Below are 24,953 nucleotides of genomic sequence, written 5' to 3'. Positions count from 1 at the left end.
CTTTGTGTCTGTTTTACCAATATACTACTATATAACCATAACAAATACTTAGATTAGTATAAAGGAAAAGTTTTTCCAATTTAATAATATTCACTAATCCTTAAGATAACCTTAAGAAAAGAGGGCGCCCCATAACAAAGTGTCAGCCACCTCAATCCCCAACTTGTAGTATAGGGCCTACAAATTTGAGATATGAGCGTAAGGACAGACCTTTTGGGATACCCTCTTTTAATTTCTTACCTTATTTTGATGAATTTTGCGAACCAATTGATTAATTACTTCTGAAAAAACTAGCCCGAACGCTATGGAGCCCGCTAACATAAGTACTTTAGCAGCTAAAGCGATGGCAGAGTTGTAATCATTTTCTACAAATTTCCGCATGGCATCGTATGCCAAACCGCCTGGAACAAGGGGTATAATGCCGGCAACACTAAAAATAATAACTGGCATTTTATATAATTTTGCCATTTCCTGACTTAGAACAGCAATAAATATAGTTGCGGCTAATGTAGCCATGATCGGATTATTTAAGTAGTCATTGAGGAGATAATAAATTAACCAGCCGCCCATCCCTATTAATCCACATTTTACTAATGATTCTTTCGGAGCATTAAATAGAATGCCAAAGGCTCCTGTTGCAAAAAAACTAGTGACTAACTGCCCTAGTATCTCCATTTAAAATAATCAGCTCCTTTACAAAAATGATAAAACAATCGCAATTCCTGCGCCAATCGCAAAAGCTGTTAGGAATGCCTCCGCACCTTTTGACAAACCTGAAACCAAATGGCCAGCCATTAAATCTCTAATGGCATTGGTCACTAACAGTCCAGGGACTAATGTCATGACTGAACCAATTATTATAGTATCCAATTGGTGACCTACACCGATTTTTACGAATAGCAAAGAAATCAATCCGATTATGAAGGATGCTAGGAACTCTGAAAAAAATTTGATCGGGACAAAGCGATGAAAATGAACAAAGCTATAATAACCTCCTCCGCCAGCGATCATTGCAGGGATAAAGTCATTCCAGCTGCCATTAAACATGATCATAAAACAACCGCTCGATAATGAGGCAGCAGCAACTTGGATACGAAATGGAAAAGTTTCATTTCGTGAATGAATTTCTTTTAATTGCTCTAATGCTTCCTCTAAACCTAGTTCCCCACTACTTATCCTTCTAGAAACACTATTTACCATGGCAACCTTCTTTAAATCGGTTGACCGTTCTGATATTCGAATGAGCTTTGTCTTTGTCGGTTCGGATCCTTCTGCGGAAAAAATAATTCCTGTTGGCGTGACATAACTATGTGATTTTTCAATCCCAAAAGAAGCAGCGATTCGCATCATTGTATCCTCAACCCGATAGGTTTCTCCGCCGCTTTGAAGCATTATCTTTCCAGCCAGCAGGCAGACCTCCATTATTTCATATGTTTGTTCGCTTACATTGTCCATTTTATAACTCACCACATATTTCAACATTTGATACTTTAGTTTAAATCAAAACAAGTTTTTAAAGCAATTTTTTATTTTAACATTTACGTTTAGAGAATACGGCTACATATTAATAGCCTTTATAACAAAAAATTAAAATAGGAGCCATTTTGAGCAAAAGTTAATAAAATTTAATTAAAATAGTTTCAAATGAAGGAATTTTTCAGTTACAATTGTTATATAAGAAAAATTTTTTCTTGTCTATTTAAATATAGAAGAATTTTTTTCGTTTAAAATCTGTTAAGCTCAACTTAATTATTTATTTGAAGGAGATTTTCTAATGGATAAACCATCTTATTATCTTGGTGTTGATATCGGTACTACTAGTACAAAGGCCGTGCTCTACGGAGAAAAAGGAACTGTCATTAGTATGCACCATGCAGGATACCCGTTATATAGCCCTGCACCCGCTATTGCTGAGCAAGATCCCGAGGAAATTTTCCAGGCCGTTCTCGAAACGATTAAAGTAGCCATCAAAAAGGGCGAAATAGATTCAAAAAATCTTAAACTGGTCTCATTCAGTTCAGCCATGCACAGCTTAATTGCAATGGACGAAAATGATAAACCCCTTACTCGTTGTATTACCTGGGCAGACAGCCGTGCCACTTCATGGGCTGATACAATTAAAAATGAACTTAATGGACTCGCCATTTATCGACGGACCGGAACACCGATTCACCCGATGTCTCCACTCGCAAAAATTACTTGGCTGCGCAACGACGAAACGGAACTCTTTAATCAAACTAGTAAATTTATTGGCATCAAGGAATACATATTCCATAAACTATTTGGCAAATATGTCATAGACTATTCGATTGCATCGGCCACTGGCATGTTTAATCTCGAGCAGCTGACATGGGATGAGGAAGCCTTAAAGGTAGCCGGAATAAACAGTGACAAACTATCCGAATTGGTGCCGACCACTTATTATTTAACAGGTTTACAGCAGGAATACGCTGTAGAGCTTGGCTTACCAGCCGAGACACCATTTGTTGTTGGCGCTAGTGATGGAGTTCTCTCCAATCTTGGCGTAAATGCAATTGACCCAGGTGTGGTAGCTGTAACTATTGGTACTAGTGGCGCCATTCGCACCGTTACGGATCGTCCAGTTACAGATCCAAAGGGAAGAATTTTCTGCTACGCCTTAACAGACAAACATTGGGTTGTAGGTGGTCCGGTTAATAATGGTGGTATGACTTTCCGCTGGGTTCGCGATGAGCTGGCTTCGGCTGAGGTTGAAACAGCGAAGCGCTTGGGAATAGACCCATATGAGGTGTTAACAAAGATTGCCTCAGGAGTTACGCCAGGTGCAGATGGACTTATTTTTCACCCATACTTAGCAGGCGAACGTGCGCCCCTATGGAATGCAAATGCTAGAGGATCATTTTTTGGCCTTGGCCTTCATCATAAAAAAGAGCATATGATACGTGCCGTACTTGAAGGGGTTATCTTTAATTTATATTCGGTGTTACTTGCCCTTCAGGAGATGATTGGGGTGCCAAAAAAAATTCAAGCTACTGGCGGCTTTGCGAGATCTGAATTATGGCGTCAAATGATGGCTGATATTTTCAACCAAGAAGTTGTCGTCCCAGAAAGCTTTGAAAGTTCTTGTTTAGGGGCGATTGTTCTTGGGATGTATGCTCTTGGTGAAATAGACGATTTCTCTATCATGTCTGAATTAGTGGGTTCTACACATGCCCACCAGCCGATTGAAAGTAATGTCGAAATTTATGAGGAATTAACTCCAATCTTTATCCGTGTCTCACGTTTATTGGATGCAGAGTATAGTTCAATCACTAATTTCCAGAAAAAATGGGTAAAGTGATTACTTCTAAATCAAGGGTTTCTTCTGAAGAATTCAATAATAAAAAAACAAGCATCCGGCCTTATGGTCGAATGCTTGTTTTGGATTACATTATTTATTTTCAACAGCGTGGCCGCCAAATTCATTTCTTAGCGCTGCAACCACTTTTCCAGTGAAAGTGTCTTCCTCAAGAGAACGATATCTCATCATCAATGAAAGTGCTGTTACTGGCATGGCTGTTTGTAGTTCAAGTGCGGTCTCAACGGTCCATTTTCCTTCTCCAGACGAATGCATAACTCCTTTGATTGTGTCTAGTTTAGGATCCTTCGAAAAGGCGTTTTCTGTTAGTTCCATCAGCCAAGAGCGGATGACGGAGCCATTATTCCAAACACGAGCCACTTTTTCATAATCAAAGTCAAAATCGCTTTTCTCTAAAACTTCAAATCCCTCAGCGATTGCTTGCATCATTCCGTACTCAATCCCATTATGAATCATTTTTAAGAAGTGGCCGCTGCCGCTCTTTCCAGCATACAAATAGCCATTTTCAACACTGATATCACGAAAAACGGGCTCAATTGTACTGAAGACTTCTTTGTCTCCGCCTACCATCATGCAGGCGCCTTCCCTCGCACCCGCCATACCGCCGCTCGTACCCGCATCAAAGAAATATACACCCTTTTCAGAAAGTGCCTTTCCCCTTCGAATCGAGTCTTTATAATGAGAATTTCCCCCATCAACGACAATATCACCAGCCCCCAATAAGCCCTGAAGCTCATCGATGACTTGTTGGGTGATCGGTCCAGATGGAACCATCAGCCATAGGATTTTCGGGCTTGGCAGTTTTTCAACTAATTCAGGAATTGTTGCAGCTCCAACTGCCCCTTCCCCGCTTATTTTGTTTACAGTTTCTTGATTAACATCGAATGCCACCACTTCATGGTTATGTTCCATTAAATTAAGGGCCAAATTATAACCCATTTTTCCTAATCCTATTAAACCAATATTCATGTAAAATCTCCTCCGAAATAAATTTCACTTTATACAATTATTATATGAAATATTTTTTCTTAAATCAAATATCCTTTGAAAAAATATTTTTTCAGAGCGGTTCATGCTATAATTAAGTTAAGATTTTATGTAGAGAGGACATTTAATTATGGCGCAGAACTGTTTGGGGAAAATACGCTCCTATTACGCACGTCTTAGTGAAAAGGAAAAAAAGGTTGCTGACTATATTTTGGAGAATCCTGAAAAAATTATTCATAACACGATCAATGAAGTGGCTGAGGATTTGAAAATCGCAGATGCGACCGTGTTTCGCTTTTGTAAACGAATTGGTTTTAAGGGGTATCAAGCATTGAAAATTGCCCTTGCTTCTGAAATTATTGAGCCAATTCAACAGATTCACGAAGAAATCACTGAAGATGATAATGAAAAAACGGTAGCGGATAAGATTTTTCAATCGAATATCAGAACATTGGAAAACACTCTGCAAATTCTCGATGGAACGTCAATAAAGACTGCCGTTGATTTACTGATGCAGGCGAATCGGGTAGAGTTTTATGGAACGGGCGGATCAAGTGTTGTGGCCATGGATGCTTTTCATAAATTTGTGCGCACTGGAATTAAAGCGTTTGCATTTATTGATTCACACTTTCAACTTATGTCCGCCTCCCAATTGAGCGACAAAGATGTTGCTGTAGTGATCTCCCACTCGGGGACAAACAAAGATACGATCAATATATTAAAAACAGCCAAAAAAAATGGGGCTAAAACAATTGGCATTACAGGTTATCCAAAATCACCCATTTGTCAGCTTTCAGATGTTGCCCTTTATACAAGCTCTGAAGAGACGGAATACCGTTCCGAAGCGCTTTCCTCGAGAATAGCTCAATTAAGCCTAATTGACGCTCTTTATGTCAATATTATGGTATTAAATAACGAAAAGGCAAAACACTCACTAAAAAAAGTGAGAGAAGCAATCTTAGAAACAAGAATATAACCTACATTATCGATAGTTAAAGCCAGCATAACAAACTCGTAATGCTGGCTTTTACACGCTAATAACAAGAGGATGACCTAATCAATAGGCCATCCTCTTGTTTTAATCACTTACATTCTAGAAAACAAATCTGTTTTTTAGACAAACATATTTACAATTAAGGCACCCGCGAAGGCCACAAAGGACAAGATCGTTTCTAGTACCGTCCAAGTTTTAAATGTTTCTTGAATCGATAATCCTAAATACTCTTTTACCATCCAGAATCCGGCATCGTTTACGTGCGAGAACATTAACGAACCTGCACCAGTAGCGATAACAAGCAATTCTAAATTCACACCGGACATATTAGCAACAATTGGTGCAACGATGCCAGCAGCTGTAGTTAAAGCCACTGTAGCTGAACCTGTTGCAATACGAATTAAACCAGCGATTAAGAATGCTAAAACAAGTGGAGATAGTGACATTCCTTCTGACGCAGAGGCAATAACCTTGGCCACACCGCTTTCAATAAGGATTTGTTTAAAACCACCGCCAGCTCCAATAATTAACACGATCGAACCGACTGGTAATATACACTCTTCAGTGAATTTCTTGATTGTATTTTTGTCAATTCCTTGACGGAAGCCAAGGAAGTAGAAAGCTAAGAAACAAGATATTAATAAGGCAATAATCGGACTTCCGATAAATACTAATACTTTCTCAAATCCTGCTGGTACAGATAAATATGGTGCAGCGGTTCCTAAAACCATTAAGATAACCGGCATTAAGATAGACAGGAAGGAAATTCCTACGCTAGGTACAGACTTTTTACCTGAAATATCTTCTACTTTAATTAATTCAGGTTCCCCAGCAGGAATTACTCTTTTGTTAATATACTTTGCAAATAATGGTCCACCGATAATACCGGCAGGAATTGCAATGATTAATGAGTAAAGTAATACCCTGCCAAGATTAGCTCCATACAGGCCAATTGCTGCAATCGCACCTGGATGTGGAGGAACAAGACCATGAACGATGGATAAACCGGCGATAGCTGGCAAACCAATCAATAGAATGTTTTGTTTTGATGCTTTTTGAATGGAAATAACTAGTGGTAATAAGATCAAAATCCCTACTTCAAAGAAAACAGGAATTCCAATAACGAATCCTGACAAAAACATTGCCCATGGCAACTTCTTTTCGCCAAAGATTTTAATGAAATAATTAGCAATTTGCAAACCCGCACCAGATTCAGATAACATCTTACCTAAAATGGTTCCTAAAGCTAAAATACCCACTAAATGTCCTAAAGTTCCGCCAACACCTGTTTCGTAAGCGGCTACAATTTTATCCAAGCCCATACCGGAGAAAATAGCTAAAAATAAACCGGCAACTGTTAAACTAATAAACGCATGCCATTTAAATAAGGAAACTCCTAATATAACGATTACAATTGCAAGTAATGTGATGATTAATAAATACGCATCCATAATACCTGTCCCCTTTGTTTATAATTTTCTATGAAAAAGATGAAAGCACTTTCAATTGATTTCATTATACGAAAAAAAATTTCTTTTTACAACAATAATTTTCGAAAAATATTTATTTATTATTTTTTAAACCTTTTTTCACATCAAATAAAAGGATATGTTCCATCAGTTTTCTTCGTCTTGTTATTATTGTTCCTTAAAAAATTAAAAAAGAGACAAAAAAATTGTCTCCGCGTTTTATTTTTGTATGTTATTTTGACGTACACTAAAGTCAACATCTGGGTAATAACTATTTTTGACTAATATATTGGGTCCAAGGCAAGATACAGCTGGACAATGACAGCTCAACTGTTTTGATAACGCCGATGATTGCCAGGTTTCAAACGCATGCAATAGATTTGTGGATTGAATATTTCCTAGGGGCGGGGTATCACCGAAATCGGTCACGATAATTTCACCATTAAATATATTTACATTCAGTCTGGAGCGTCCATCCGGATCATTTCTGACTGTAACGTTTTTACTTTGATAAAGCCTTTTTAAAAGGTCCAAATCTTCCTGATTTCTGCTGCATGCATAAAATGGCAACGTACCAAACAGCATCCAGACATTTTCATCACGATTATCTAGCAAGTGATGGATAGCTTCTCTAATTTCTATCAGTGATAATGTTTCTAGTGTACTTGCAAAGTCGCTTGGATACATAGGGTGCACCTCATGACGTTGACAGTGCATCTCCTCTACAATTTGCCGGTGAATTTTTTCTAAGTGCGGCAGGGTCCGTTTGTTTAACATCGTTTCGGCAGAGACCATAACCCCAGCCTTAACAAGCTCACGGCTATTCTCTATCATTCTCCTAAAATATTTTTCTCGTTGCTCATAATTAGGCTTCTTCTCCATCCGGGCAAAACCGCCCTCGGCAAAATCATCTACTGTTCCCCAGTTATGTGAAATATGTAAGACATCTAAGTAAGGAACGATTAGTTCATAACGCCCCAATTCAAGGGTCAAATTAGAGTTGATTTGTGTTCGAATCCCACGCTCATGGGCATATTTTAAAATCGGTACCACGTAATTCCTCACAGAGGATAATGATAGCATCGGTTCCCCACCCGTAATACTTAAGGAACGAAGGGAAGGAATTTCTTCTAACCTTTGAAGGATTAAATCAACTGGAAGTGCAACTGGGTCCTTTGTCTGAAGTGTATAACCTACTGCACAATGCTCACAGCGCATGTTACAAAGCGTGGTCGTAGTAAATTCAATATTGGTCAGCTGCGGTTTTCCATATTCCTCTATGTCTAAATAGGCTTCCCATGGATCATATTGAGGCGTAATCTTTCTTGTTTTTAACATAGTGTAACTCCTTATAAACAGTTTCAAAACCTTATTATTATAGCTGATATTGCGTTGAGAGTGTTATTTAAAACTATTATAAAAGTTTATGATGGTGAAAATAGGTGTATTCACAGGATATAAAGCTTTTCAAATTCGAGATTATTTGGTAACTTTACCACATTGATACATATCAAAACTCTTTTTGTTAAAGATAAAGAGATGATAAAACGGTATTAGAAATGGGGTTCGAACTACATGGAAATGCAACCTTTAGCAGAGGTGGAGAAACTAGCCTTAAAAAAGGTGAAAATATTTAAGCAAAGTCTCCTTCGTTATCTTTTGCGGGCCATGCTTGCGAGTATGTTTATTGGGTTTGGCGTCATTGTCGCCTTTAAAACAGGAAATTTCTTTTATGTGGAACATTCCCCTTTCGCTTATCCGATGGCTGCACTCACCTTTGGTGCTGCAATCATTTTAATTGCCTACGGCGGCGGAGATTTGTTTACAGGAAACACTTTTTATTACACGTATGCGGCTCTTCGAAATAAAATGACCTGGATGGACGTAATCAAGCTTTGGATTTGCAGTTATGCTGGTAATATTTTAGGAGCTGCTGTCTTTGCTTTTATCATTTTTACTACAGGTCTCTATGCTGAATCGTCTGTTAATGGTTTTTTACTTCATGTCGTGGAAATTAAAATGCAGGTACCAACGACACAATTATTTTTCCGCGCGATCCTTTGTAATTGGCTTGTTTGCATGGCCTTCTTTCTTCCGATGGGATTAAAGGGGGATGGACCAAAAATGTTTGCGATGATGCTATTTGTATTTTGCTTTTTTATTTCCGGGTATGAACATAGTATCGCCAATATGTGTACATTCGCAATCGCACTTGTATTAAATCACCCTGGGACGATATCTTGGGCCGGTGTCATCCATAATCTGATTCCAGTTACGATAGGGAATCTTATTGGCGGTTCAGTGTTTATGGGGATGATGTATTACTATGCGAACAAGCCATTTCTCGATGAGTACGACAAAGAACAGGGCCACTAAATGTAGCCCTGTTTTTCTATATCGACAAATTCCCAGGGAAATATCTACATGATCAGAGGGATACCGACAATTATTGTGAATATTCTAAAAATAATGATTCTTCAGGAAGTCATCCATATCGTTTTATAGGCGATTTTCCAAGCAAAGATGGTACCAATAAGCAGGATGATTAAATAAATGGGAACACCATATGGAATCAAAGTCGCTGCCAAATGGATTCCAGCAAAAACGGCAACCAATAAAAGGGGAAGGATTACTTTTATTCCAGAACTCTGGACCTCCCCAAACGATTCTGTAAATGGTACTGTATCTTTAAGATAGATGGAACAAACGACGGTAAATAATATAGCAGTAATAAATATGGCTAATAAATCGTCCATAATCCTGATTCCAAAAATACCGATAAAAATCGTGCTGATGATGAAGTAAATAGGAAAAAAGAGATTGACAATAAACACTTTTAGAGCGGCACTATATAAGGGTGCCAGATTGTGTAAGGGTGCTGTCTTATAAATCCAAGCACCTTTATATTTACCCGAATACTTCAGCATTAAAACAGCATTGGGGATCATTAAACTGCAAAAGTAAATCGCTAAATACCCTTTGCTTGAAGCTAAATGGGCAAAAGAATTCATTTGAAGTTGATTAAACATAATAATAAACGGAACGATTAACGCCATCCCTAGCCCAGGGTACACTTTTAAACGAAATTCTCTTTCATTTCGCATCATATTGTCGGCAAAATGATAAAAGGTCCTTTCCTCAACACTTCTACAAATGACCCTAACAAGCTCCGTTTTCCATCTCCGTTCCTTCCGTTTAGTTCCCCCGTTGTTATTTGAAAGCTTTTGCAGATTTCTTTCAAAAGAAGGCATCATCCTACTATAAATCACGATGGAAATAAGCGGTATGACCACGGCAAATATTGAAAAGGTCAACAGATAGGCATCAAAATGGTGTCGTAGAATCACTTCAAATGGGGCGCCAAACCAAATGGGCGGAAGGAAGAATTGCCACCAGCTTGGAGAAAACGTCATTTTCATATCGACAAGGCTAAAGGCCCTCCCTAAGATTTGATAGCCAATTGCAATGGAAACGGATAAGCCAATTTGTACGTAATTAATGATATCCTTTAACTTTTCCCCATCAAAGAATCGCAAAATAAAGTAATAGATGATAGCCGTCAACACCACAATAAATAAGTTGACTAAAATAAGCGCTATTACAGCTAGGATGAAAAATAAAATACCATGCCTAAAGGTCCCGATCAGGATGGGAACTAATGTGAGGGCTGTCGTAAGAAAGATTAAATAAACGCAAATATGAATGGTCTTTGCCGCGTTGAGTGTCCTTTTTTCAACAGGCTTTGTCAGGAGTATCCCTTTGTCCCTCACATCAAGAAGGACATTTGAAAAATCGGAAATCATCGATGTCATGACCAGGAACATGACAATTCCAAATAAAATGCTCATTTGATAGAGGTAGTTATCGCCAAAAAGAACCAAAGGAATCAGCATTACACTCAATAAGACATACATCCCTAATGATTTCATAAATCCATTTTCTTCTGGTTTTGTCTTTTTCTTTGCCTGCTGGTTAAAGATGGTCGGGATCCTGCGCCCATCCATCGTGAATTTAACAGCTAATATCCTTCTCATGATTGGATAGTTGACACCCATACTTTCAAAGAGGCCACGAAATAAATCTAAAAATCTCAAAGTTCGAAAGTTCTTCATCGCTATTCCTCTTGAACAATGGACACAAATTCCTCAGCGAGTCCTTTATATTCATTAAAACCCGTCAGCTGATTAAAGATTTGTTCCAATGTCCCTTCCTTATTTTGCTTCTTCAACTCATTGAAACTACCATCGGCAATAATTTTTCCGTCGTTGATCAGGATAATGCGGCTGCTAATTTTTTCAACAACATCCATGATATGTGAAGAGTAAAAAATGGTTTTTCCCTGTGCGGCAAGGATGGCTAATATTTCTTTAAAGACCATCACACTGTTGGCATCCAATCCACTTAACGGCTCGTCTAAAAATAACAGATCGGGATTATGTAATAAACTAGATATGATTAAAACCTTTTGCCGCATTCCTTTTGAGTAGGATGACATTCTGGACCAATAAACCTCTTCCAGGCCAAAAACCTTCATCAACCTTCGTGCTTTATCATCCGCTGCTTGAAAGTCCAACCCATATAATTCTCCCACAAAGGTTAAGTATTCTTGCGCTGTAAGATTATCATAAAGTTCGGCAATCTCCGGTACATACCCTATTTTTCTTTTGTACTCTATATTTTGATCTGTGAGTTCCTCGCCAAATATCTCCACCCTCCCGGCATAATCGCTTTCTAGTCCAAGTAAAATCTTAATTGTTGTACTTTTTCCTGCACCATTCGGGCCTATATAGCCAATGATCTGTCCGCGATAAACCGTTAAGTTAATTTCCTTCAGGACTTTTTTTACACCAAAGTGTTTTTCTAAATCTTTAATAGACAATACGATATCGTTGATAATCTTCACCTTCCCTCATGAATGATAGTTCCATATTAACATATTTTTCCTCCTCTTCTATTAAAAGAACAAAAAATGACTGGCCACTAATGACCAGCCATGTAATTATTTATTTTTTTTACTTAGAAAATACACATAAACTTTTATCATAAAATAACTAACTTCTTCAGGAAGAAGTTCTTTAATCGGTTTTAAACGATCGCGGCCTGCTTCTTCTACCGCCTTTGCTAGAAGTGGCAGGTACGCTTCTGGAATATGCTTTGAAAAATCAACTTCTAAGCCTTGTTGGGCACATTGGATTAAATGATTTTCCACTGTACTGACCGCCAAATCACGCTGCTCGGCTATTTCCGGAATCGTTAAATGGTCTTGGTTTAACTTCAATGTCTCTAGATGCGAGTCAGTAACGGCTTTTTTAGCAGGTTTTTTTGTGGGTTTATCAACAGGGATAACCTCACTTTGGTAATCTGGGTGGTTTTCGCAAAAGGAACGGATCGCTTGGATGAACTCAAGTCCGTATTTTTCAAGCTTTAGATTCCCAACACCGCTTACCAGTAAGAATTCTTCGCTTGATGTCGGCCGCTTGGCACACATGTCCTTTAAGGAGGCATCGGAAAAAATCACAAATGGCGGTACTTTTTCTATTTCAGCAATCCGTTTCCGGACCTCTCGTAATTCCTCAAACAATGGGTCATCCTTGGAAACTACCTTAACCGAAACAGTTTCTTTTCGGTAGACTTGTTGTTTTCCTTGTAAGATCTCTTTTCCCTTTGACGAAACATATATGGTTGGAAATTGCCCTTGCTCAATCGCAAGCAACTCCTGTGATATTAGGAATTCAATAAAATCACTAACTTCTTTTGAACTCTTCTCCTTCATAATTCCATACGTCGTCAGCCGATCAAAGCCCATTTCTGTGACTTTCTTGTTTTTCGAACCGGTTAGTACTTGTGCCGTTAGTGTTTTACCAAAACGCTGTCCCATTCGAATGACACATGACATGACCATTTGCGCTTCCCTGGTTACATCCATGCTTGTCCGCGTGTCTAAGCAGTTGCCGCATCTCCCGCAGCTGTCCGTTTCTATTTCACCAAAATACTTTAAAATAAATTCCTGCAGACAATCCTCTGTGTGGCAGTAATCAGCCATTTGCTGCAGTTTTTCTAATTCCTGTGTCATCCGGCTGCGATCGCTGGATTGGTCAATTAAAAAGCGCTGGACTTGCACATCCTGCGGGGAATAAAGCAAGATACATTCACTATCTAACCCGTCCCGGCCGGCACGCCCTGCTTCCTGATAATAGCTTTCCATATTTTTCGGCATCTGGTAATGAACGACATAACGAATATTACTCTTATCGATGCCCATCCCAAATGCTGAGGTTGCCACCATAACAGATGCTTTATCTTCTAAAAATCGTTCTTGTTCACGCGCACGGTCAACATCCCCCATACCTGCGTGATATCGTGCCGCCTTAATGTTAGCTTTCTTGAGTTTCTCATAAAGCTGGTCCACATTTTTCCTTGTGGCTGCATAAATGATGCCCGCTTCTTTCTCATTCTTTTTTAAATACTCATTTAAAAACTTCTGCCGGTCTTGTCCTTTAATGACGGTAAATGATAGATTCTTTCGTTCAAATCCTGTAATTATCGTATTCTCTTCATCTATATCTAATGATGCGCAAATATCTTCCCGAACTCTTGGTGTCGCTGTGGCAGTAAGAGCTAGGATAACTGGCTTTTGCGGCAGACTTGAAACCATATACTGAATATGGCGGTAGCTCGGACGGAAATCATGTCCCCATTGAGAAATACAATGGGCTTCATCCACGGCAACTAAAGGAATATCCATGTAAGAAAGCTCTTGAAGAAATTCATGGGATTCCAACCGCTCTGGCGCGATGTACAAAAGCTTGTATTTTCCCTCTATGGCCTCTCTCATCCGCTCGTTTGCTTCACGATAACTTAAAGAACTATTAATAAATGTCGCTGGGATTCCAACTTGAATTAGGGCATCAACTTGATCCTTCATTAAAGAGATGAGGGGGGATATAACAATAGTGGTACCTGGGAGAACGAGAGCAGGAATTTGATAGCAGATGGATTTCCCTCCGCCTGTCGGCATGACAGTAATGGTGTTTTCACCGGCTAAAACGGAACGGATCGCTTGCTCTTGACCTGTTCGGAACGAGGTATAACCAAAATAAGATTCTAGTAGAGGCAGGGCTTTTTCAAACAAAATCGTTTCTCCTTTCTAATTCGAGTGCATTCTATCTTTATTCATAATCCCATTATACCCCTCGAAGTCCCATTTTGAAAAACTAAGGAGAAAAAAAAGATCCCTTTTTAAGAGACCAAAGTACCACTTATAAATTCCATCAGTATACGTGCCCTTTCAATTAATTATTCAACAGCAGGCTGCCATGCGCCCCTTTTTGGGGAGGCGGAGTGATTTCCTTCAGTTTCAAATCACTATGCATTTTCACTTGGCAGTCTCCCCAAGAAGAGGTAAAGATAAGCTCTTTCTCTTGAAAGTATGGATATGTGCTAAGTTCCCCTATTTCCAGCACTGGCGCCATACAACAATCTACCTTTTGAGAAAACGCTATCCATTCATCAAAACTCTTACTTTTAAATAGGGAGATAACCTCTTGATAGATAGGGTTTGACTCAACCGTTTTGGAAAAATGAGCCTCGAGCCAATCCTCACGTCCTAGGGTCACGCAAAAGTTATTCCAAAATTTTGGTTCAAGCGCCCCCAAGCTCATATAACGGTTATCCTTGGTTTCATAAATACAATAGGAAATAATACTTCCATTCAGTACGTTAATGCCCGTTCCTTCACCAGTCTCCTGTTCCATTAAGACATGGTTCCCCAGTAATGATACTAATTGATCGGTGATGGAGATAGAATGATAGCTTCCTTTTCCGGTCAAAAACTTAGAGACTAATCCTGCTAAGATTCGTTCATTGGCAGCATACCCGCCCAGATAATCAGCGATTGTAATAGAAGGATGAACGGGCCTGCCCTGGTCATCCTTCAGCTGGGCCAAGACGCCGCTTAACGCCATATAATTAAGATCATGGTTGCCCAAAGTACTTAGTAGTCCTTCTTGTCCATAGCCTGAAATGGAGCAATACACGATATCCGGTTTTATTTTTTTCACAGTTTCAAATCCTAGGCCCAGTTTCTCCATGACACCAGGTCTAAAACTTTCAATTAAGACATCAGCACTTTCAATCAGTGTGAAAGCTTGATGCAAATCATTGGTTTCTTTTAAATTAAGGGTAATGCTTTTCTTTTGGCGGTTGTTGGCAAGAAAGACAAGCCCTGTCCCCCGTTTTGATATGCCTGTATTTCGAGCGGGGTCTCCCTCCGGCGCCTCCACCTTAATAATTTCCGCCCCCAAATCCGCTAGTCGTAAGGTCGCAAAGGGACCTGGCAAATAGTTCGTGAAATCAACCACTCTAATACCATTTAACATAGTTTTAATCCCCTTCTTACGAATTGCTCGAACCGGGAGCAAATAGTTCCTCCAGTTGTTTCCTTAGTATGAATTTTTGAATCTTTCCGCTCGCATTCCGCGGCAGTGTTTCACAGAACACATATTTTCGCGGGCGTTTATAGTTTGCTAAACTATCACTAGTTTTGCAGAATTCATCTAACTCTTGGTCCGTCAGATGGGGATCCTTTTTAACCACAAAAGCCGTCACGGTTTCTCCCCAGCGGTCATCTGGCTGTCCGACAACCGCGACATCCAAAACTCCTGCATGTGCATGTAAAATATCCTCCACTTCACGCGGATAAATATTCTCGCCGCCACTGATAATCATGTCATCGACTCGGTCATTTACATAAAGGAAACCTTCTTCATCAAGATATCCAATATCACCCGCATGGTACCAGCCTTTATACATTGCTTTTTCTGTTGCTTCTTCACGATTATAATAGCCCAACATCATACAAGGTCCTTGGACAATGATTTCACCTGTCTCCCCCACAGATGCAATATCATCCGGATCCGAGGGACCATCCTCCCGAGTACGTACAATCCGAATATCATGACTTAGTGCTGCTTGGCCTGCTGACCCCGCTTTTCTAAGCTGATCGTTTGCTGATAGAAAGGCGATGGCCGGTCCCATTTCCGTCATTCCATACGCCTGAATTAAGGAGATCCCTAAGCGGTCATGGATCGCATGGACAAGAGACGGTGCCATCGGTGCTGCACCATATAACCCCAGTTTCAAGCTGGAAAGATCATATTGACTCAAATCCTCTTGAAGCAGCATGTTCCACATGGTTGGAGCAGCAAATAATTTTGTGATTTTTTCCTGTTGGAATAATTGCAGGATTGCTTTCGGATTAAATTGATGCAAAATCACGCTGCTAGCACCCACATGTACCCTTGGGATGAAGGCGCAGTGCAGTTCTGCACAATGGAACATGGGTGCTGTTACAAGACCAACATCATTTGCTTCCAGTTTGCAGGCAGCAATGCACAGTAAGCTTTGGTCGATCATATTACGGTGGGTGTGCATGACACCTTTAGGTCTTCCCGTGGTCCCACTTGTATAAATAAATGCGTAGATATCATTTTCTGTTATGTCTATGTGAATCTCATCGGTGGAAGCAGCCCGTAATTTTTCTTGATAGGAGGCGGCATATTCTGGTTGATCTTCATCAATAAACCAAAAGGACATCTTTTCAAAGCGATTTTCAATGGATGATATAACAGGTTCCAAGGCTTTTTCAAACAGGACAACTTTTGGGGTGGCATCCACTAAAATATAGGCCACCTCTTCCGGCATTAATCGAAAATTAATCGGATTAAAGACGGCGCCAATTTTCGCACAAGCAAAAAGAGCAGTCCCTAGTTCTTCCGTATTGAACATAAAAGCAGATACACGATCCCCTTTGTTGACCCCTTCATTCTTCAAGGCATTGGCAAGCCGATTGACCTGTTCGTTCCATTCTTTGTAGGTATAGCGGACATTTTTCCTTACATCATAAATAGCTGGTTTGTTTGGAAATTTTTTCACTGTTAAATCAAAGATTTTGCCAATCGTCGTACTCATTTAAACGCCTCCTGGTACTTTTATTTGCGAAAAAAGCTAGTTTATTTGCGAATTTGAATATTTTATTTGCGATTCTGGTAGATTTATTTGCGAATCTACCCTTTTTATTTGCGAATCAAAAATCTCAAACTTAATCTAACCGCTCAATAATAGTCGCGTTCGCCATGCCATGGCCTTCACACATCGTTTGCAGGCCATACCGTCCGCCAGTGCGCTCAAGCTCATGCATCAGCGTCACCATTAAACGCGCCCCGCTGCCGCCGAGCGGATGGCCAAGCGCAATGGCTCCTCCATTCGGGTTAAGCTTTGCAGGATCGGCACCGACATCTTTTAACCAGGCAAGGGGCACGGGAGCAAACGCTTCATTCACTTCAAATATATCGATATCATCAATGGTTAATCCTGCTTTTTCTAGCGCCTTTTGTGTGGCCGGAATCGGACCCGTCAACATCAAAGTGGGGTCTGAGCCAACGACTACACGAGTATGGACACGGAAACGCGGCTTCAATCCGAGTTCTTCTGCCTTTTTACGTGACATCAGTAATAGGGCAGCTGCACCGTCACTGATTTGGCTGGAATTGCCAGCGTGAATCACTCCATCTTCTTTAAACGAAGTACGCAAGCCGGCCAATGCCTCAAGGGAGGTTCCTTTCCTTGGGCCAGAATCCTCTTTTATGACAGCGGTGGTTCCATCAGGAAGCGTCACTTCTAGTGGGAAAATTTCTCTTTCAAAATAGCCTTCTTCTTGCGCCTTAAGTGCCTTTTGATGGCTCTCGAGTGAGAATTGATCAAGCTCCCCGCGAGTGAAGCCATAATTTTCAGCAATCCGTTCGGCTGACAGTCCCTGATGGATCATTTCATACTTCGCCCTTAAAGTTGGACTAAAAGGTTCTTTCACACCATTATAGTTAGAACCCATCGGAACACGGGTCATACTTTCAACACCCCCGGCAACCACGACATCCATATCCCCAGCTAGAATGGCCTGGGCCGCAAAATGGACGGCTTGTTGGCTCGAACCACATTGCCGGTCAATCGTTGTCCCCGGAACTTCGATCGGAAAGCCAGCAATTAATGCAGCTACACGGGCAATGTCCCCCGCTTGTTCTCCTGCCTGGGTCACACAACCTAAGATAACATCATCAATAATGGCAGGGTCAATACCGGTACGATTGACCAATTCTTTTAACGTTAGACCAGCAAGGTCATCGGGGCGAATGTCCTTTAATACGCCATTTCTTCTTCCAACAGGTGTACGAACCCCTTCTACAATGACAACTTCACGCATGTGTATCATCCTTCCTTAATTAAAGTCCTAGATTTTTGGCAATGATTGTTTTCATGATTTCATTAGTACCTGCGTAAATGCTCGATACTTGGATATCACGGAACCTTCTCGCAATCTCGTATTCTTCCATATAACCATAGCCGCCATGAAGCTGCAGACATTCTGAGGCGACCCTTTTGGCAATATCGGTCAGTTTCCATTTTGCCATCGACACTTTCGTGACGACATTCTTCCCTTCAATATGTTCCGCAATTAACTGATCCAAAAAAGCTCTGCCCATTTCAATTTCCGTTGCCATTTCCACCATTTTGAACTGGGTATTTTGGAATTGGCTCACCGGCTTTCCAAAGGCTTCGCGACTTTTCACATAGTCGAGCGTCATTTTCAACATCTCTTCCGATGCTGTTTGCGCCCCAATCGCGACAAGCAGCCGTTCCTGTTGGAGTTTCTCCATTAAATAAAGGAATCCCTTTCCTTCCTCCCCAAGCAGGTTTTCCTTCGGTACACGACAATCCTCAAAAATTAATTCGGCTGTATCCTGGGAATGGAGACCAACTTTGTTCAGTTTTCTCCCTCTAGAGAAACCAGGAGAATCCCTCTCAATCACAAGGAGGCTTACTCCTTTATGCTTTGGCACAGCCTGCGGATCAGTCTTTACAGCAACAACAATTAAATCAGACTGAATGCCGTTCGTGATAAAGGTTTTTTGACCATTGACGATAAAATGGTCTCCCTTAAGTCTCGCCGTTGTTTTAATGTTGGCAAGGTCGGAACCTGTACCTGGTTCCGTCATAGCAATCGCTGTGATGATTTCACCCGACACACACTTTGGCAGCCACCGTTGTTTTTGCTCCTCCGTTCCATAGGAAGTGATGTAGGGCACCACGATATCATTATGGAGACCAATTCCAACTAATCCTGAGCCAACCCGTTCCAATTCCTCATTGATGACAACCGCAAATCCCCAGTCCACTTCACTGCCGCCATACTTCTCATCAATATCAGGGCAAAGAAAGCCTTGTTCCCCCATCTTCCTCCAAAAAGCACGGGGAATCATTCGATTTACTTCCCATTGTTCATAAAAGGGATAAGCTTCCTTATCTAAAAATTTCTTTAACGATTGGCGAAAAATTTCATGGTCTTCGTTTAAGTAGGGATGTTTCATACTCTTAACCTCCATTTGAAAGCGCTTAATATTTTTGCTTTAGATCTTCTGCTCATTACTCAAATTTCGGAGTGACTGCCTGAGCTGATATTTTAGTATTTTGCCAGAAGCATTTCTTGGCAGCTGCTGTTCCATAAATATTCTCCTCGGCACCTTATACCCAGCCAGCTTTTGGCGGCAGAAGCTGCGCAATTCCTGTTCATCAATGACCGTACCTTCTTTCGGTACAATGACGGCGCAAACTGACTCGCCCCAAACTTCGTCTGGCAATCCAATAATCGCTGCATCGAGGATATCTGGATGTTCAAACAAAACCGCCTCCACCTCAACAGAATAGACATTTTCTCCCCCGGAAATGATCATGTCTTTTTTCCGGTCAACAAGCGTAATATACCCTTCATCGTCGATGGTCGCTAAGTCCCCCGTGTAGAGCCAGCCATTTTTCAACGTGCTCCTTGTTTCCTCCGGCTTTTTGTAATACTCCTTCATCACCATTGGACTTTTAACAATGAACTCTCCGATCACTCCCGGAAGGACATCTTCGCCCTCCTCATTCACCACTCGTGTTTCAGTCATAAAAATGGGCTTACCTCCCTTGCCTAGATGCTGTTTATGCCCCTCCGGATCAAGTAGGATTCCGCCTGGTCCTGCCTCTGTTAAGCCGCATAAATTGTAAAATTGATCTGTTTTAAATAACTGCATCGCTTTCTTGACGATTTCTGGTGCCATTGGGGCAGCTCCGTAACCCACTCTTTTAATAGAAGTTAAGTTATAATCGTCCGCATTGGGAACCTGAAGCAGAAAGTTATACATGGCTGGTACAGCAAAAAGATTAGTAATTTTATGTTCTTGAATAGCTTGAAGTGTTTTAACAGGATGGAAATCGCGATGAATGATATGGGTCGCACCAAGGGCAACACCAGGAATAAGGAATAGGTTCAATTGAGCCGAATGGAACAGTGGCGCCAGATGGAGAATTCGCTCATGCATCCTAAACGCCATACTGATGGTAACGGACATGCCTACATGAAAAATTTGGCTATGATCAAAGAGCGCTCCCTTTGGACGGCCGGTCGTCCCTGATGTATAGAGAATTTCTAGATCATCCTTTTCTGAAACCTCTATGTCTGGTTCATGAATCACATCTGCTAACACGTCTTCAAATGAATAGTATCCCGTGGTTTCTGGTTCGCCAACCGTAAAGATGAAATGAACGCCTGTCCCCTGTTTTGCTTCTGATATAAGTGGTTCAAATTCTTGATCACAGACTACGAACGCTGCATCTGATTGGGCCAAAATGTATTGTACTTCTGAAGCGGTTAACCGAAAGTTAATCGGAACAGCCACAGCCCCGATCTTGGCAGCCGCGAAAAAGGTAAACACATAGTGGTCTGAGTTTTTCATCATCAAGGCAAGCTTGTCACCTTTTTTCACCCCTTGCTGCAGAAGACCATGTGCGAGGTTGTTAACTTGTTCATTAAATTGGCGGTACGTATACGTTCTGCCTTCACATTCGATAGCTAGTAGATTTGGATACTTACGGGCACTTTGAGACAAGAGACTTCCTATATTCATCAGGGATCCTCCTTTGTGATTACCTTACTATGATCCAAACTTTACAATGCAAATTTCGTGCCACTTTAGAGAAAAGCAAAGATAGGGGCAATTGAGTTATTCTTACACAAACTATGTTTTTCAATCAGACATTAGTACCTGAAAAGTGTCCGGTTAATGGACACTTACTCATGTGGGTAGTTTATATTTTTTGATTTTTTCATATAAACCTGAACGGCTGATTCCTAGCAATCTAGCTGCTTTGACCTTATTACCTTTCACCTGCACAAGGGCCCGTTTTATTGCTTCAAGTTCAGCGTTTTCTACCATTGATATGTGGACGTCCGCTCCTTTACTAGTAACCCGATGGCTTAAATAATCAGGCAAATCCTCCATTATAATTTTGCCATTCTCGGCAAATGTCATAGCGCGCTCCACTACATTTCGTAATTCCCTGACGTTGCCCGGCCAGTCATATCCTAGTAATACTTCTCTGGCCGAATTCTCAATTCCAGTAATACCAGTACCTAAAATTTGATTAAATTCCACCATAAATTGACTAATTAAATAATCTACATCCGAGATACGATCGCGGAGAGGCGGGATTTGGAGAGAAATAACATTGAGACGGTAATATAAATCCTCTCTAAATAGCCCTTCTTTCACCATATCTTCAAGTTTTCTGTTCGTTGCGGCAATTATTCGGACATCGACGATGATTTTTTTTGAACCACCCACCCGGTAAAATTCCCGCTCTTGAAGCACACGTAAAAGCTTTGCCTGCAGGGCAAGGGACATGTCGCCTATTTCATCTAGAAAAAGGGTTCCACCGTTTGCTAAATCAAATTTCCCAATTTTACCCTTTTGATGAGCGCCGGTAAAGGCCCCTGCTTCATAACCAAAAAACTCTGATTCTAACAAATGCTCAGGAATCGCTGCACAATTCACTACAACAAACTTTCCCATACTCCTCGCACTGCTGTTGTGGATGGCGTGGGCAAACAGTTCTTTACCCGTTCCGCTTTCACCTCGGATAAGCACCGTTGATCTGCCCTTTGCGGCCCTCGATCCACTATTCTTTAGCTTTTCCATCACCGGGTCTGTACTTAAAATATGCTCCCATTTAAACCGGGCTGTTTCGGATTTCTGATATTGCTGATGGTAAAAGTCCGCTTTATTTTCAGCTTTCTGCCATTTTTTAAATAACATGTTTTTTAATTCCTGTGAGGTTTTTAGCAAGGACATGACCATGTCTGTCTTTGTTAAAATACCTACGACACGATTGTTTTCATCGATAACGACACCTGTGCCAACCTTACTATTTTTGACGATTTCTTCAATTTTTTCATAGGGAGTATCGACTCTTATTGTTTCTACTTGGTTCTTTATGTAAGCTTTAATTGGGGTATGTAGCGGACATTCTTCAGTGACCATTTGATGCAGGCTGCTGCGGGTAAACACACCAATGGGATGCATGAACGAATCCGTTACAGGCAGCAGGTTCCACTTATTTTTATTCATGAGTGTAATGGCTTCGTTGAGGGTTGTTTTCTCCGTAACGATAAAATCGACAGCTGTTATTATATCTTTAAATTGGAGCATTTCATCCACTCCTTATTTTCCCATATCCTCATTGTAACAAATTTTATGATTTTTTAGAATTTTTAATCTGCCCTTATTTTGGAAACTTTTTCATCGTAACTGCGTAAATATCAAGAGGTTGATTATTAGGGGTGAGATGATGAGTGAAAAAGGCTGTATTAAATGTGGAAGTAGGGAAACTGGAACGAAGGATGTGGCCATGACAGGTACGGGCCTATCTAAAATGTTTGATCTACAACATAATACGTTCACGGTTGTTTTTTGCAAGAACTGTGGGTATTCAGAGTTTTATAACAAGAAGACATCCACAGCGTCCAATATAATTGATTTGTTTTTTGGCGGGTGATTAGAAAAGCGCAAGCGCCCTGCTCAGCGGCGTATGGCCTGGAGCGCTCCAACTGAGATAAAGGAAACACGAAGAGCCGGAGGCGATTCGATGTTGACTTATCGTAGGGCGGAGAGCGAAGGACACTAGCCGCTAGGGCGCTGGAGCTGGACATTTCTCAAAGATGAAAATTTTATAAAATCTATTAAATGAAAAAACGAGGGAACCTATTTAGGATTTCCTCGTTTTCCATTTATTTCGGCTGCATCCTGATCGCTCCATCCAATCTAATGGTTTCCCCATTAAGCATTGGATTTTCAATGATACTTTGAACAAGCTGTGCGTATTCACTTGGATAACCCAATCTTGATGGAAAAGGTATCATTTTCCCAAGGGAATCGCGCGCTTCCTGTGGAAGAGTATCAAACATTGGTGTGTGGAACAAACCTGGCGCAATCGTCATCACCCGGATTCCATAACGAGCGAGTTCCCTTGCTATCGGTAATGTCATTCCGACAATTCCACCCTTTGAAGCACTATAAGCCGCCTGGCCAATTTGCCCGTCAAATGCGGCTACAGAAGCGGTATTGATAATCACACCTCTTTCACCATGGTCATTTACATTATTAGCAGCCATTTTCTCAGCTGCAATCCGAATAACATTAAAGGTACCAATTAAATTCACCTGAATGACTCGAGAAAAAAGAGACAAATTGTGTATACCTTTCTTTCCCAATACCTTCTCTGCAATCCCAATCCCGGCACAGTTAATAACCGTATTGATTTCGCCCAAAAACTCGTTTGCTTTATCGACGGTCGCTTGAACCTCTTCTTCCTGTGTCACATCTGCTTTTAAAAATAAAACGGCATCCCCTAATTCAGTTTGAAGTCCTGCCCCCTTTTCAAATGATTGATCAAAGATGACGGCTTTGCCCCCTTTTGCCACAATGTTTCGGACCGATGCCTCTCCAAGACCTGATGCCCCCCCTGTTACAATGGCACGACATGTTTCCATTTGCACATCTATTCCCCCTTAACTAGATTTTAGTTTTATAGATTGCAAGAACTATGCCAATTAAGAAGATTAGTTATGATAGGGCGTCCGGCTTGTCCATTTTTTTCAACTGTTTACCCTTTGGACAGTTTAACGGCAAAAATGACCAGATATCGGACAGATTTGCTCCCGTAGAAAAAGTAGTCTCTAAAAAGGAAAGATTTTTAAAATAGTTAAAATTCCAGTAAAATGAAGTTATTATTATTTTTAACAAAATGATCAGTACGGAGGGGATTTTATGAAAAAAAGAAAATTGTTGATTACAAATGAATTGAAGGAAAACTACATTGAGCAAATTAAAACTATCATTCCTGATTGGGATCTGATTGTAAGCAAAGATAAAACGATTTGGCAGGAGCATGCCAAAGATTCCGAAGTGATTGCCGGATGGAAACGGGGAATGGAAGAATATGTCCTTCATCCTGAGTCGAAGCTTAAGTGGCTGCAAACCTGGAGTGCGGGTGTAGATTCCCTGCCGCTTGAGCGGATACAATCTAGAGACATTTTATTAACAAGTGCAAATGGCGTCCATGCCTATCCCATATCAGAAACTATCTTTGCCCTAATGCTGGGATTAACAAGAAAAATCCATACATACGTTAGAAATCAACAAGCTAAAACATGGCATCACGCTCACATGGGGCTGGAAATACATGAAAAAACAGTTGGCATAATTGGCGTTGGCGAAATCGGCAAAGAAACGGCAAAAATAGCCAAAGTATTCGGGATGAACGTCCTTGGTGTCAGGCACTCTGGAAAACCAGTGGAGTTTGTGGATGAGATGTACACACCAGACCAATTAGATGAATTGCTGCCAAAATGCGATTATGTGGTGGTTACCTTACCGCATACCAAGGAAACTCATCATTTATTCGGTGCTGCGCAATTCCACCAAATGAAGGACACTGCCTTTTTTATTAATATCGGCCGCGGTGAAATTGTAGTCGAGGAAGAATTGATCACAGCATTACAAGAAGGAACAATTGCTGGGGCTGGTTTGGATGTGTTTGAAACAGAACCATTAAGCACTAACAGTCCTTTATGGGAGATGGATAACGTCATTATCACTCCGCACACATCGGGCTCAACCGAACATTATAACAAACGAGTCGTTGAAAATATTTTAATTCCTAATCTAGTTACATACCTTTCTGGAAAAACGCCAACTATTAATCTTGTTGATTTTTCAAAAGGCTATTAATAAAGGAG

The 24,953-nt window shown here is 40.7% G+C and carries 20 protein-coding genes; 5 read left to right on the top strand and 15 right to left on the bottom strand.

Going from position 1 to position 24,953, the window contains the following annotated elements; genetic code table 11:
• Positions 1–228: 228 nt before the first annotated feature.
• Together AC4E8C_RS04875 and AC4E8C_RS04870 are read right to left on the bottom strand one after the other, a co-directional pair.
• Positions 229–675: a threonine/serine exporter family protein gene (locus AC4E8C_RS04875; protein WP_490210725.1), complete on the bottom strand. Its 447-nt coding sequence runs from the start codon at positions 673–675 to the stop codon at positions 229–231.
• A gap of 18 nt (positions 676–693) precedes the next feature.
• The gene (locus tag AC4E8C_RS04870) at positions 694–1,455 is read right to left on the bottom strand and encodes a threonine/serine exporter family protein (RefSeq protein ID WP_490210723.1); all 762 of its coding nucleotides are present in this window, start codon (positions 1,453–1,455) and stop codon (positions 694–696) included.
• A gap of 319 nt (positions 1,456–1,774) precedes the next feature.
• Here AC4E8C_RS04870 and gntK point away from each other — a divergent pair, with 319 nt between their 5' ends.
• Entirely contained in the window at positions 1,775–3,319 is a 1,545-nt protein-coding gene (gene gntK, locus AC4E8C_RS04865; protein ID WP_490210722.1) for a gluconokinase, read from the top strand.
• 90 nt (positions 3,320–3,409) lie between these two features.
• Here the strand turns inward: gntK and gnd are convergent, their stop codons facing one another.
• Positions 3,410–4,306: a phosphogluconate dehydrogenase (NAD(+)-dependent, decarboxylating) gene (gene gnd, locus AC4E8C_RS04860; protein WP_490210720.1), complete on the bottom strand. Its 897-nt coding sequence runs from the start codon at positions 4,304–4,306 to the stop codon at positions 3,410–3,412.
• A gap of 148 nt (positions 4,307–4,454) precedes the next feature.
• On the opposite strand from gnd, the gene AC4E8C_RS04855 reads away from it, so the two are divergent.
• On the top strand, positions 4,455–5,300 hold the full coding sequence (locus AC4E8C_RS04855) for a MurR/RpiR family transcriptional regulator (RefSeq protein ID WP_490210718.1): 846 nt from the start codon (positions 4,455–4,457) through the stop codon (positions 5,298–5,300).
• 137 nt (positions 5,301–5,437) lie between these two features.
• Here AC4E8C_RS04855 and AC4E8C_RS04850 read toward each other — a convergent pair whose 3' ends face one another.
• The gene (locus AC4E8C_RS04850; RefSeq protein ID WP_490210717.1) at positions 5,438–6,769 is read right to left on the bottom strand and encodes a GntT/GntP/DsdX family permease; all 1,332 of its coding nucleotides are present in this window, start codon (positions 6,767–6,769) and stop codon (positions 5,438–5,440) included.
• Between the two features lie 237 nt (positions 6,770–7,006).
• Entirely contained in the window at positions 7,007–8,125 is a 1,119-nt protein-coding gene (gene yfkAB / locus AC4E8C_RS04845; protein WP_490210715.1) for a radical SAM/CxCxxxxC motif protein YfkAB, read from the bottom strand.
• 237 nt (positions 8,126–8,362) lie between these two features.
• Between yfkAB and AC4E8C_RS04840 the strand changes: the two genes are divergently transcribed.
• A complete protein-coding gene (locus AC4E8C_RS04840) occupies positions 8,363–9,163 on the top strand; it encodes a formate/nitrite transporter family protein (RefSeq protein ID WP_490210713.1) in 801 nt (266 codons plus the stop codon).
• 101 nt (positions 9,164–9,264) lie between these two features.
• Here AC4E8C_RS04840 and AC4E8C_RS04835 read toward each other — a convergent pair whose 3' ends face one another.
• The 9 genes from AC4E8C_RS04835 to AC4E8C_RS04795 form a co-directional block, all read right to left on the bottom strand.
• A complete protein-coding gene (locus tag AC4E8C_RS04835; protein WP_490210711.1) occupies positions 9,265–10,899 on the bottom strand; it encodes a hypothetical protein in 1,635 nt (544 codons plus the stop codon).
• Between the two features lie 2 nt (positions 10,900–10,901).
• Positions 10,902–11,681 carry an ABC transporter ATP-binding protein gene (locus AC4E8C_RS04830; RefSeq protein WP_490212473.1) on the bottom strand — a complete coding sequence of 260 codons (780 nt, stop codon included), beginning with the start codon at positions 11,679–11,681 and terminating at the stop codon, positions 10,902–10,904.
• Between the two features lie 105 nt (positions 11,682–11,786).
• Positions 11,787–13,919, bottom strand: coding sequence for a DNA helicase RecQ (gene recQ / locus AC4E8C_RS04825; protein WP_490210709.1), 2,133 nt, complete (start codon positions 13,917–13,919; stop codon positions 11,787–11,789).
• A gap of 160 nt (positions 13,920–14,079) precedes the next feature.
• The gene (locus tag AC4E8C_RS04820; protein ID WP_490210707.1) at positions 14,080–15,165 is read right to left on the bottom strand and encodes a CaiB/BaiF CoA transferase family protein; all 1,086 of its coding nucleotides are present in this window, start codon (positions 15,163–15,165) and stop codon (positions 14,080–14,082) included.
• A gap of 16 nt (positions 15,166–15,181) precedes the next feature.
• Positions 15,182–16,756, bottom strand: a complete 1,575-nt coding sequence (locus tag AC4E8C_RS04815) for a fatty acid--CoA ligase (RefSeq protein WP_490210705.1) — start codon at positions 16,754–16,756, stop codon at positions 15,182–15,184.
• A gap of 130 nt (positions 16,757–16,886) precedes the next feature.
• Positions 16,887–18,044, bottom strand: a complete 1,158-nt coding sequence (locus AC4E8C_RS04810) for a thiolase family protein (protein WP_490210704.1) — start codon at positions 18,042–18,044, stop codon at positions 16,887–16,889.
• Between the two features lie 19 nt (positions 18,045–18,063).
• Positions 18,064–19,209, bottom strand: coding sequence for an acyl-CoA dehydrogenase family protein (locus AC4E8C_RS04805; protein WP_490210703.1), 1,146 nt, complete (start codon positions 19,207–19,209; stop codon positions 18,064–18,066).
• Between the two features lie 39 nt (positions 19,210–19,248).
• Positions 19,249–20,784 (bottom strand): acyl-CoA synthetase, encoded by a 1,536-nt coding sequence (locus AC4E8C_RS04800; RefSeq protein ID WP_490210701.1) that lies wholly within the window; start codon positions 20,782–20,784, stop codon positions 19,249–19,251.
• A 168-nt stretch (positions 20,785–20,952) separates the two neighbouring features.
• Complete coding sequence (locus tag AC4E8C_RS04795) at positions 20,953–22,365, bottom strand: sigma 54-interacting transcriptional regulator (protein ID WP_490210700.1); 1,413 nt, start codon at positions 22,363–22,365, stop codon at positions 20,953–20,955.
• A 139-nt stretch (positions 22,366–22,504) separates the two neighbouring features.
• Between AC4E8C_RS04795 and AC4E8C_RS04790 the strand changes: the two genes are divergently transcribed.
• Positions 22,505–22,711 carry a zinc ribbon domain-containing protein gene (locus tag AC4E8C_RS04790; protein ID WP_490212472.1) on the top strand — a complete coding sequence of 69 codons (207 nt, stop codon included), beginning with the start codon at positions 22,505–22,507 and terminating at the stop codon, positions 22,709–22,711.
• 232 nt (positions 22,712–22,943) lie between these two features.
• On the opposite strand, the gene AC4E8C_RS04785 is transcribed toward AC4E8C_RS04790, so the two are convergent.
• On the bottom strand, positions 22,944–23,711 hold the full coding sequence (locus tag AC4E8C_RS04785; RefSeq protein WP_490210699.1) for a 3-hydroxyacyl-CoA dehydrogenase: 768 nt from the start codon (positions 23,709–23,711) through the stop codon (positions 22,944–22,946).
• 271 nt (positions 23,712–23,982) lie between these two features.
• Between AC4E8C_RS04785 and AC4E8C_RS04780 the strand changes: the two genes are divergently transcribed.
• Positions 23,983–24,945 (top strand): D-2-hydroxyacid dehydrogenase, encoded by a 963-nt coding sequence (locus tag AC4E8C_RS04780; RefSeq protein ID WP_490210697.1) that lies wholly within the window; start codon positions 23,983–23,985, stop codon positions 24,943–24,945.
• Positions 24,946–24,953: the final 8 nt, after the last annotated feature.

This window comes from Neobacillus sp. SRL179, from assembly GCF_984799095.1.
The sequence above is the reverse complement of the archived record's forward strand: the minus strand, read 5'-3'. Positions and strand labels throughout refer to the sequence as shown.

Excerpts from the sequence above, each read along its gene's own strand:
- AC4E8C_RS04780 (WP_490210697.1), top strand. The coding sequence starts at position 23,983 with ATGAAAAAAAGAAAATTGTTGATTACAAATGAATTGAAGGAAAACTAC.
- AC4E8C_RS04840 (WP_490210713.1), top strand. The coding sequence starts at position 8,363 with ATGGAAATGCAACCTTTAGCAGAGGTGGAGAAACTAGCCTTAAAAAAG.
- AC4E8C_RS04875 (WP_490210725.1), bottom strand. The coding sequence starts at position 675 with ATGGAGATACTAGGGCAGTTAGTCACTAGTTTTTTTGCAACAGGAGCC.
- yfkAB (WP_490210715.1), bottom strand. The coding sequence starts at position 8,125 with ATGTTAAAAACAAGAAAGATTACGCCTCAATATGATCCATGGGAAGCC.
- AC4E8C_RS04835 (WP_490210711.1), bottom strand. The coding sequence starts at position 10,899 with ATGAAGAACTTTCGAACTTTGAGATTTTTAGATTTATTTCGTGGCCTC.
- AC4E8C_RS04855 (WP_490210718.1), top strand. The coding sequence starts at position 4,455 with ATGGCGCAGAACTGTTTGGGGAAAATACGCTCCTATTACGCACGTCTT.
- gnd (WP_490210720.1), bottom strand. The coding sequence starts at position 4,306 with ATGAATATTGGTTTAATAGGATTAGGAAAAATGGGTTATAATTTGGCC.
- AC4E8C_RS04805 (WP_490210703.1), bottom strand. The coding sequence starts at position 19,209 with ATGAAACATCCCTACTTAAACGAAGACCATGAAATTTTTCGCCAATCG.
- AC4E8C_RS04790 (WP_490212472.1), top strand. The coding sequence starts at position 22,505 with ATGAGTGAAAAAGGCTGTATTAAATGTGGAAGTAGGGAAACTGGAACG.
- AC4E8C_RS04850 (WP_490210717.1), bottom strand. The coding sequence starts at position 6,769 with ATGGATGCGTATTTATTAATCATCACATTACTTGCAATTGTAATCGTT.
- AC4E8C_RS04870 (WP_490210723.1), bottom strand. The coding sequence starts at position 1,455 with ATGGACAATGTAAGCGAACAAACATATGAAATAATGGAGGTCTGCCTG.
- AC4E8C_RS04795 (WP_490210700.1), bottom strand. The coding sequence starts at position 22,365 with ATGCTCCAATTTAAAGATATAATAACAGCTGTCGATTTTATCGTTACG.
- AC4E8C_RS04810 (WP_490210704.1), bottom strand. The coding sequence starts at position 18,044 with ATGCGTGAAGTTGTCATTGTAGAAGGGGTTCGTACACCTGTTGGAAGA.
- AC4E8C_RS04820 (WP_490210707.1), bottom strand. The coding sequence starts at position 15,165 with ATGTTAAATGGTATTAGAGTGGTTGATTTCACGAACTATTTGCCAGGT.
- AC4E8C_RS04815 (WP_490210705.1), bottom strand. The coding sequence starts at position 16,756 with ATGAGTACGACGATTGGCAAAATCTTTGATTTAACAGTGAAAAAATTT.
- gntK (WP_490210722.1), top strand. The coding sequence starts at position 1,775 with ATGGATAAACCATCTTATTATCTTGGTGTTGATATCGGTACTACTAGT.
- AC4E8C_RS04800 (WP_490210701.1), bottom strand. The coding sequence starts at position 20,784 with ATGAATATAGGAAGTCTCTTGTCTCAAAGTGCCCGTAAGTATCCAAAT.